Source organism: Micromonospora sp. NPDC048169, assembly GCF_040652815.1.
In the GTDB taxonomy this organism is placed as follows: domain Bacteria; phylum Actinomycetota; class Actinomycetes; order Mycobacteriales; family Micromonosporaceae; genus Micromonospora.
Genome location: NZ_JBEZMS010000040.1, coordinates 34,831 through 43,780 on the forward strand (window position 1 = coordinate 34,831; position 8,950 = coordinate 43,780).

The 8,950-nt window shown below is 73.0% G+C and carries 6 protein-coding genes; 3 read left to right on the forward strand and 3 right to left on the reverse strand.

The genetic code is table 11. The features are described 5' to 3' along the window. Window positions 1-57: 57 nt before the first annotated feature. Window positions 58-1,404, reverse strand: coding sequence for a murein transglycosylase (locus AB0D28_RS25570; protein WP_357389723.1), 1,347 nt, complete (start codon window positions 1,402-1,404; stop codon window positions 58-60). Between the two features lie 38 nt (window positions 1,405-1,442). On the opposite strand from AB0D28_RS25570, the gene AB0D28_RS25575 reads away from it, so the two are divergent. Further along, window positions 1,443-1,658, forward strand: a complete 216-nt coding sequence (locus tag AB0D28_RS25575; RefSeq protein ID WP_357389725.1) for a zinc ribbon domain-containing protein — start codon at window positions 1,443-1,445, stop codon at window positions 1,656-1,658. 155 nt (window positions 1,659-1,813) lie between these two features. Beyond that, a complete protein-coding gene (locus AB0D28_RS25580; RefSeq protein WP_357389727.1) occupies window positions 1,814-4,630 on the forward strand; it encodes an adenylate/guanylate cyclase domain-containing protein in 2,817 nt (938 codons plus the stop codon). A 55-nt stretch (window positions 4,631-4,685) separates the two neighbouring features. Here AB0D28_RS25580 and AB0D28_RS25585 read toward each other — a convergent pair whose 3' ends face one another. Both AB0D28_RS25585 and AB0D28_RS25590 read right to left on the reverse strand, forming a co-directional pair. Beyond that, the gene (locus AB0D28_RS25585) at window positions 4,686-5,228 is read right to left on the reverse strand and encodes a phospholipase (RefSeq protein WP_357389729.1); all 543 of its coding nucleotides are present in this window, start codon (window positions 5,226-5,228) and stop codon (window positions 4,686-4,688) included. A gap of 161 nt (window positions 5,229-5,389) precedes the next feature. Continuing rightward, window positions 5,390-7,054 carry a family 10 glycosylhydrolase gene (locus AB0D28_RS25590; RefSeq protein ID WP_357389731.1) on the reverse strand — a complete coding sequence of 555 codons (1,665 nt, stop codon included), beginning with the start codon at window positions 7,052-7,054 and terminating at the stop codon, window positions 5,390-5,392. Between the two features lie 272 nt (window positions 7,055-7,326). On the opposite strand from AB0D28_RS25590, the gene AB0D28_RS25595 reads away from it, so the two are divergent. Next, window positions 7,327-8,820, forward strand: a complete 1,494-nt coding sequence (locus AB0D28_RS25595) for an amino acid permease (protein WP_357389733.1) — start codon at window positions 7,327-7,329, stop codon at window positions 8,818-8,820. The last annotated feature ends 130 nt before the right edge of the window (window positions 8,821-8,950 follow it).

The following is an 8,950-nucleotide window of genomic DNA, read 5'->3' on the forward strand; positions in this document are numbered from 1 at the left end:
GCTTGCCGCCAACGGCAGCCGGGGGGAAGGGTTCAGTCCGCGAATGTACGTGAGCCGTCACCTCACGTTGCGGCTGAGCCTGCCGTACTCGTCGGCCTTGTCGAAGACCGCCTGGGCGTACCGACGCACGTCGTTGTAGGAGAGGATGGCGCTCCACCAGTCGCCCGGGATGGTCATGTTCCGACCGCCCTTGCACAGGTAGAGCCCGGCGGCCAGCGCCGCGTCGTCGATGTCGTGCGGGTTCTTCACGCCGTCGCCGTCGGCGTCCCCGCCGATCTCCTGCCAGGTGGTCGGGATGAACTGCATCGGGCCGAGCGCCCGGTCGAAGACGCGGTCGCCGTCGAGCAGCCCCTGGTCGGTGTCGAGGATGCGGGACCGGCCGCCCTGCCCGTCCAGCGGCTGCCCCTTGATCTCCGGCAGGGCCCGTCCGTCGGCTTGCAGCGTGGCGCCGTTCGCCGCACCGTGGCGCGACTCGACGTACCCGATGGCGGCCAGCGTGGTCCAGCTCAGCTGGCAGCCCCGGTTGGTCTGGGCGAGCGCCAGCTCGGCGTAGGCGTACGCCTGGAGCGCCACCACGGGGATGCCGGTCACCGCGCTGACCCGCTGCGCCCAGCCGGCGAGCGCGTCGGCCGGACGGCCGGCGGGCAGAACCGGGGCGGTGGTCGCACCGGGCAGTGGCGTGCCGGGCACTGGCGTGCCGGTCGGTACGGCGCCGCCGGGCAACCCGGTCAGGTCCGGCAACGGTGGTGTGGCGGGCGCGGCGGCGGTCTGCGGCACGCTCTGCGACGGCGTGGCGTCGGCGACCGGCTCCGGCCGGCCGACCGCCGCCGGGACGACCACCGCGCCGGCCGTGGCGGCGGCGGCGACCAGCGCGAGCAGGAACAGCGCGGGCATCGCGGTGCGGCCGCCGGGCCGCCGGGACCAGGCGCGGGTGGCCCGGGCCGCGCCGACAGCGACCTGCCGGGGACGCGCCCGGACAGCGTGCGCGAACGGCATCCGCCGTCGTCGCCCGCCGGCCTCGGCCGCCGTCCCGGCCTTCGCCGCCGCCTCTGCCGTTACCGCCCCGGCCCCGGCCTCGGCCGCCGCTTCGGTGGCCGGCTGCTCACGCTCGTCGTTCGACCCGGGCTCGGCGTCCGCCTTCGCGTGTGGTTCGGGCTGCGGCTTCTCGCCCGGCTTCGCACCGGCCCCCGCGTCGACCGCCGCACCCGTTTCGGCCGCCGTGCTCGTTCCGGCCGCGGCGTCCGCGTCGCGGGCCGGGTCGGCGGGCGGCTCCGGGGGAAGGGGCTTCCGCTCGCGGCGTGGACGCGGGATGGACCGGGTGCCGTCGTCGGGTGGCGCGGCGGGTCGCAGGGGCCGGGCCGTCGCTCGCCGTTCGCCGTCCACCACCCGTCGAGTATCACCCATCGGAGTGACGACGTCAGGCCCGGCCGTACGCTTGGGTCATGCCCCGGTACGAGTTCCGTTGCCGCGCCTGCGGCGACACCTTCGAGGTCAATCGTCCGATGGCGCAGGCCGCACGGCCGGCCACCTGCCCGCAGGGCCACGCCGACACGGTGAAACTGCTGTCCACCGTGGCTGTCACCGGCCGGGGCGGCGCCGCCCCGAGTGGTGGGATTCCCAGCGGTGGTGGTTGCTGCGGCGGCTCCTGCGGTTGCTGACTTTCCGTCGTCCGTCCCGCGTGTCGATCGGGGTCTTGCCGCCGGTGTGATCTTTTGGCACCTTGGGGCGGAATCTGCCCAGCCGTTCTCACGATGCGTGACGGCACGACCATAGGGCAGCATGAACCCGACGTCACCGGGCGGAGGTTCGACGTATGTCCAAAGGACACCACCTCCCCAGCGGGTGGGTGACCTTCGTGTTCACCGACATCGAGGGCTCGACACGGCTGGCCCGGATGCTCGGCCCGGTCTACCGTCCGGTGCTGCACGAGCATCGGCGGTTGCTGCGCGACACCCTGGCCGGCACGGACGGCGCGGAGCTGCTGACCGAGGGGGACTCGTTCTTCCTCGCGTTCCCGGACGCCGCCGCCGCGGTCCGCGCCTGCCTGACCGCGCAGCGGGCGCTCTCCGATCACGACTGGCCCAACCCGGACGCCACCCCACGGGTACGCATGGGGCTGCACACCGGCTACGCCGAGCCCCGCGACGGCGAGTACGCCAGCCCCGAGGTGCACCGGGCCGCCCGCGTGGCCGCCGCCGCACACGGTGGGCAGGTGCTCTGCTCGGCCGCCACCGCCCGGCACGCCGACCCGCTGCCGGACGGGGTGTCCCTGCTGGACCTCGGTCTGCACCGGCTGCGCGGGTTCGACGACCGGGAGCGGCTGTTCCAGCTCGTCGCGCCGGGGCTGGAGCGGCGGTTCCCGCGCCCGCGTACCGCCGACGCGACAGCGCACAACCTGCCCACCCAGGTCACCTCGTTCGTCGGCCGGCAGGCCGAGCGCGCCGAGCTTGGCCGGCTGGTCGAGGCGTACCGGCTGGTGACGGTGCTCGGCGCGGGCGGCGCCGGCAAGACCCGGCTGGCGGTGGAGCTGGCCTCCGGCATCGTCGAGGACTACCCGGACGGCGTCTGGTTCGTCGACATCGCCGCGGTGACCGACCCGGGGCTCGTGGCGTTCGAGATCGCCGCCGTGCTCGGCCTCCGCCCGGAGCCGGGCCGGCCGATGGTCGACACCCTCGTCGAGTACGCGGCGCCGCGCCGGATGCTCGTGCTGCTGGACACCTGCGACGCCCAGACCGCCGCGTCGGCCGACGTGATCAGCCGGCTGCTGGCCGGCGGCCGGGGGGTGCGGGTGCTGGCGACCAGCCGGGAGTCGTTCGGCGTACCCGGCGAGGTGGTGTGGCGGATCCCGCCGCTGTCGGTGGACGAGGGCCCCGACGGCGGGGGGAGCGACGCGGTGGCGCTGCTGCTGGACCGCACCGCCGTGGCCCGGGGCGGACGGGCACCGGAGCCGGCCGAGCAGGCCGACCTGCACCGGGTGGTACGCCGTCTGGACGGGCTGCCGCTGGCCATAGAGCTGGCCGCGGCCCGGCTGCGGGTGCTCTCGGTCGGCCAGCTGGCCGAGCGGCTGGACGACATGCTGGGCACGCTCGACGCCGGCCGGGAGACGGCGGAGCCGCCGCCGGTGGAGGCGGGCTGGAGCGGCAACCAGCAGGACACGGTGGACCTGGTGGCCGCCGCGACCGGCGCCGCCCCGCCCACCCCGGCGAGCCGGGCAGTGCAGCGTTCGGCGAGTGAGCGGCACCTGACCATCCAGGCCACTGTGACCTGGTCGTACCGGACGCTGGGCGCGCGCTCGGCCCGGCTGCTGCGCTGGATGGCGGTGTTCGCCGGCCCGGTGGACCTGCCCACCGTGCAGTGGCTGCTCGACGAGGACCCACTCGACCCGCTCTCGGTGCTGGTGGACAAGTCGATGGTGCTGGCCGAGCCGCACGCCTCCGGCAGCACGTACCGGATGCTCGACCCGATCCGGGCGTACGCGGCCCGGCGGCTGATCGAGGCGGGCGAGGAGCAGAGCGCCCGGGACCGGCACGTCGCCTGGTGCCGGCACGCGCTGGACCGGGCGCACCTGGGGCCGGACGGCCGCCCGGTGACGCTCTCCCTGTACGCGCTCGACCCGCTGGCGAACGAGTTGCGGGCCGCGTTGCGCTGGTGCGCCACCGGCGGCAGCGCGCGGTCGGGCCTGTCGCTCGCGGGTGACCTGGACCAGTGGTGGCGGGAGCGCGGGCTGGCCCGGGAGGGGCGGCTCTGGCTGTTCCGGCTCTACGGCCGGCTGGCCGAGACCGGCGAGGTGATGCCGGACGCCGAACTGGCCGCCGCGTACCACATGCACTCGTTGCACGCGGGCGCGGACGGCGAGTTCGGCGAGGAGCTGCGGTACTCGCAGCGGGCCGAGGCGGCCGCCCGGCAGTCCGGCGACCGGGGGCTGCTGGCCCGGGTGCTGGCCGGACGCGCGGCGCCGCTTGTCGACATGGGGCAGTTCGCCGAGGCGGAGCGGATCTGCCGCGAGGTGATCGACTGGGCGTACGCGCAGGACGTGGTGGGTGACGCGCTGCTGGCCGTCTACAACCTCTCCGAGCTGCTCTGGCGCCGGGGCGCGCTGGACGAGGCGGCCGACCTGCTGGCCGCGGCCCGCCCGGTCGAGGCGTCCCGGCCGGCCGAGCGGGGCGGACGCTCGGTGGACATGCTGCTCGGCATGGTGGCGCTGGCCCGGGGCGATCTGGTCGCCGCGCACGAGCACCTGCTGGTGGCGTTACGGTCCCGGATGAGCCACGGCTACCTGGGCCGGGCATGCGACACGATAAACGCGATAGCGGTGCGCTGCGCGCTCGCCGGGGACGCGTTGTCAGCGGCCCGGCTGTTCGGCGCGGCGCAGGCCACCCGGGCGAACCTGCGGGCCACGCCGGGGATATACGGCCCGTACTGGTCGGCCCGGCAGACGGAGCTGCGGCGGGTGCTCGGTGACGAGGCGTTCGACGCCGCGTACGGCGCCGGTGCGGGGCTGCGGCTGGACGAGGTGGCGGCGCTCGCGCTGCACGTGGAGCACCCGGACATGGCGGCCGACTCGCCGAGGTTCGGCGGGCGGAAGCCGGGTTCGTGGCCGGCGTTCGAGCCGCGCAGCACGGCGGGCTGAGCCGGGCCGCTGAGCGGCCGTGCGGGAGCCCGCCGGGCGGCGGGCTCCCCATCCGTCAGGCGCGTGCGGCGGCGCGGCGCTCGGCCTCGGCCTTCATCCGGGCGGCGCGGTCGAGGTCGGCCCGCGACACGGCGGCGACCGAGCCGAAGACGCTCACCGCCTGGTAGTACGTCCAGGCGAGGCTGTAGCAGGCGGGCCGGACCACCGCGTTGTACGTGGCGCAGACCCGCTTCAGGTCGGCGTAGAAGGCGTTGTCCAACCGGGACTTGCTGGCGGAGAAGACGCCCATGGCCTTGTGGTTGCGGTAGCCGAAGTCGTGGCGGTAGCAGGAGAGCTTGAAGTTGAACCCGATCGGGTTGTCGGGGCTGGACGAGCAGTAGTCGGTGGACCAGTCGAAGCCGTAGTCGGTCCAGGGCGACCGGTTCTGCCGGGCGCTGTTCCAGGCGTTGTAGCTGGACGCGCTGGTCTGCGTCCAGCTGGTCAGGACGGACAGCTTCTGCTCGGTGCTCACCGCGGCGGCGGCCGGTGCGGCCAGGCTGAGTGCCGTGAGCAGGGCGAGTGTTGCGGCGGCGAGGGTGGTGGCGAGGCGACGGGACACGGGAACCTCCGCAGGGGTGGCGTCCGGGATCTCCGGATGTCGACAAGTGTCGATCAAGCCGATGAGCTGCGACGATGTTCCGGGGAACGGCTCGCTGGCATCCGCCCAAACAGACGAATGCCCCCGGGCCGGCGAGGCGGCCCGGGGGCATCCGGTGGAGATCAGTGCACGAAGCGCGGCGGGCTCGCCGGGCTCTCGTTCGCCAGCCGGTCCAGCGCGGTCACGTAGTAGGTGTACTTCGCGCCGTCGGCCGCCGTGGTGTCCACCCAGGACTGCACCGCGTCGTCGGTGGCTCGCACGGTGCCGACCAGGTGCGAGGCGTCCGCGAAGTCGCAGCGCCCGGCCAGGCCGTGCCCGTCGAACCGGTAGATCGCGTACGACGCGGCGGTGCCGAGCGGGCCCTTGCCGTCGGCCGGCTGCCGCCAGCTCAGGCGTACCCCGTCCGCCTCCCGCTGGGCCTTGGTGACCACCGGGAACAGCAGCGGCTTGCGCGGCAGGTGCGTCATGGTGGGCACCAGCGCCGGGCGGGAGTAGTGCTCGGCCGCGTAGATGTCGGTGGCGCCGAGCCGGTTGGCCCGGACCTGCACCGCGGAGAAGTGCACGTTGCCGAGCACCTCCGGGTACGACCGGTTGAGCGTCAGGTGGTTCGACAGCTCCTGCGGGTTCATCCAGAACGACCCGTACGCCGGGTCACCGCTCTTGTAGTCGGCCTGGCCGATGTAGAGCTGCACCCGCGTGCCGCGCACCTGCTCGGCCCACCACGGCACCAGACGGGCGTAGTCGGCGGCCGGGTACTGGCCGATGTACCAGTAGAGCTGCGGCACGATGTAGTCGATCCACTCCTCCTTGACCCACTTGCGGGAGTCGGCGGAGATGATGTCGTACGACTGCGAGCCGGTGGTGTCCGAGCCGTTCGGGTCGGCCGACGCGTTGCGCCAGATGCCGAACGGGCTGACGCCGAACTTCACATACGGCTTGACCGCCTTGATCTTGGCGTTCATCTCCTGGATCAGCAGGTTGATGTTGTCCCGCCGCCAGTCGGCCTTGTCGGTGAAGCCCCTGTTGTACGCCGCGAACGTGGCGTCGTCGGGCACCTGGTGGGTGCCGCTCGGGTACGGGTAGAAGTAGTCGTCGAAGTGCACGCCGTCGATGTCGTACCGCTTGACCGCGTCCATCATCGCGGTCTGGACGAACTCGCGGACCTCGGGGACGCCGGGGTTGTAGTAGAGCCGGCTGCCGGCGACGCCGGCGGGCGGGTAGGCGAAGACCCAGTCGGGGTGCTGGCGGGCCGGGCTGTCCGGGGCCAGTTGCGACAGGTCGGCGCCGGCGCCGCCGGGCGCGGGCATGGAGACGCGGTACGGGTTGAACCAGGCGTGGAACTCCAGGTTGCGCTTGTGCGACTCGGCGACCAGGAAGTCCAGCGGATCCCAGCCGGGGTTCTTGCCGCGTACGCCGGTCAGGTACTCCGACCACGGCTCGTACGGCGAGGGCCAGAACGCGTCGGCGGTCGGGCGGACCTGGACCACGACGGCGTTGTGGTTGAGCTTCTGCGCCAGGTCCAGCCAGGCCAGGTATTCGGCCTTCTGCTTGGCCACCTGGTCCGGCGCGGTCCAGGAGCCCTTGCTGGGCCAGTCGATGTTCGTCACCGAGGCGATCCACATGGCCCGGAACTGGCGCTTGGGGGTGGCCGGGTCGGTGACGCAGTCGGTGGAGGGGGAAGTGGCGGTGCCGTTGTCGTCGGGTGCGGCCTGCGCCGGCGTGCCGGCGACCAGCGTGCCGAGCAACGCCGCGGCCAGCGCGGCGGCTCCGAGCCGAGTTGCCTTCATGCGGTGCGGTCCCTTCGTCGGGTCCGGGGGGACAGTCGGGGGCGGGCGTTGCGGCAAGATTCGCCGATACACCCATGCCTCCGGTAGGAAACTTTCATCTATCCGTGCCCGGCGCAAGACCTGGACGGCCGATCGATGTCCGGCTCCGTGCGATCGACCGGATCGTGACGATTCCGATACCTGGCGTACGGGATTGGGGTGGAAAACGGCTGGGTAGCTCCCCCGGTCACAGACCGCCACCGTGGCGGCCACACAGCGGGGGAGGTGATCAGATGTCGGTCCTGCGTACCAAGCCGATCCAGGACGTGCTCGCCCAGGGCGACGCCGACGGCGAGGACGGCAAGCCGGGGCTGCGGCGCCGGCTCGGCGCGGTCGACCTGATGGGCTTCGGCATCGGCATCGTGATCGGCACCGGCATCTTCACGCTCACCGGTGTCGAGGCGCGCAACAGCGCCGGGCCGGGCGTGGTGATCTCGTTCGGCATCGCCGGCCTGGTCGCGCTACTCGCCGCGCTCTGCTACGCCGAACTGGCCAGCAGCGTGCCGACCGCCGGCAGCGCCTACACCTACGCGTACGCGACGATGGGCGAGATCGTCGCCTGGATCATCGGCTGGGACCTGCTCCTGGAGTTCGCGCTCGGCGCGGCGGTGGTGGCCCGCGGCTGGTCCGGCTACCTCGCCGACCTGCTCGGCCTGCCCAGCGCCTGGTTCGCAGAGGAGGGCAGCGTCGTCAACCTCGGCGCCATCGGCATCGTGCTGGTGCTCGGCGTGGTCGCCATCGTCGGCATCCGCGAGTCCGCCCGGGTCACCAACCTGCTCGTGCTGGTCAAGGTGGCGATCTGTGCCTTCGTCGTCATCGCCGGGCTGTTCTTCGTCAAGGCGGCCAACCTCAGCCCGTTCATCCCGGCCGCCGAGCCGGCCGGTGCCGGGGACGACGGCATCAAGCAACCTGTCACCCAGGCCATCTTCGGGCTGGAACCCTCAGTCTTCGGCTTCGCCGGGGTGCTCACCGCCGCCGCCGTGGTGTTCTTCGCGTACACCGGGTTCGAGGCCGTGGCGAACCTGGGTGAGGAGACCCGCAAGCCCAAGCGGGACCTGCCGCTGGGCCTGCTCGGCACGCTGCTCATCTCCACGGTGCTCTACATCGGCGTCTCGCTGGTGGTGGTCGGGATGGTCAAGTACACCGAGATCGACGAGGGCGCGCCGATCGCGTCCGCGTTCCGGGCGGTCGGCGCCGGCTGGGCCGCGGTGCTCGTCTCCATCGCCGCCGTCGCCGGGCTCACCAGCGTGATCCTTGTCGACCTGGTGGCCATGGGCCGGATCGGCTTCGCCATCGCCCGGGACGGGCTCATCCCGCCCGCCATCGCCAAGGTGCACCCGCGCTGGGGCACCCCGTACCGGATCGCCGGGATCATGACCGTCGCGGTGGCGCTACTCGCCGGTTTCCTGCCGCTGTCCGCGCTCGCCGACCTGGTCAGCATCGGCGCGCTCTGCGCGTTCACGCTTGTCGCCATCGCGGTGCCGATCCTGCGCAAGCGCCGCCCCGACCTGGAGCGGCCGTTCAAGGTGCCGTTCTCGCCGGTGCTGCCGATCGTCACCGCGCTGGCCTGCCTCTACCTGAGCCTGAACCTCTCGGTCGAGACCTGGCTGCGGTTCCTCGCGTGGATGCTGATCGGCGCGGTCATCTACTTCGGGTACGGCCACCGCAAGAACCGGCTCGCCCGCAGCGAGCACTCGGACACCCCCGAGCCCGCCCCCACCCCCTGACGCCCGGAGGGAAGGGCCCCTTCTTAACGCCAGGCGTTAAGAACTCCTAACGTTGGAGTTGGCGCCAGCAGATGAGGGCGCAGGCGAGGCTGAGGAAGGCTTCGTGGATGTCGTCGCGGATTTCCCAGCG

Coding starts and splice junctions, on each gene's coding strand:
- AB0D28_RS25570 (WP_357389723.1), bottom strand. CDS start 1,404: ATGGGTGATACTCGACGGGTGGTGGACGGCGAACGGCGAGCGACGGCC.
- AB0D28_RS25575 (WP_357389725.1), top strand. CDS start 1,443: ATGCCCCGGTACGAGTTCCGTTGCCGCGCCTGCGGCGACACCTTCGAG.
- AB0D28_RS25580 (WP_357389727.1), top strand. CDS start 1,814: ATGTCCAAAGGACACCACCTCCCCAGCGGGTGGGTGACCTTCGTGTTC.
- AB0D28_RS25590 (WP_357389731.1), bottom strand. CDS start 7,054: ATGAAGGCAACTCGGCTCGGAGCCGCCGCGCTGGCCGCGGCGTTGCTC.
- AB0D28_RS25595 (WP_357389733.1), top strand. CDS start 7,327: ATGTCGGTCCTGCGTACCAAGCCGATCCAGGACGTGCTCGCCCAGGGC.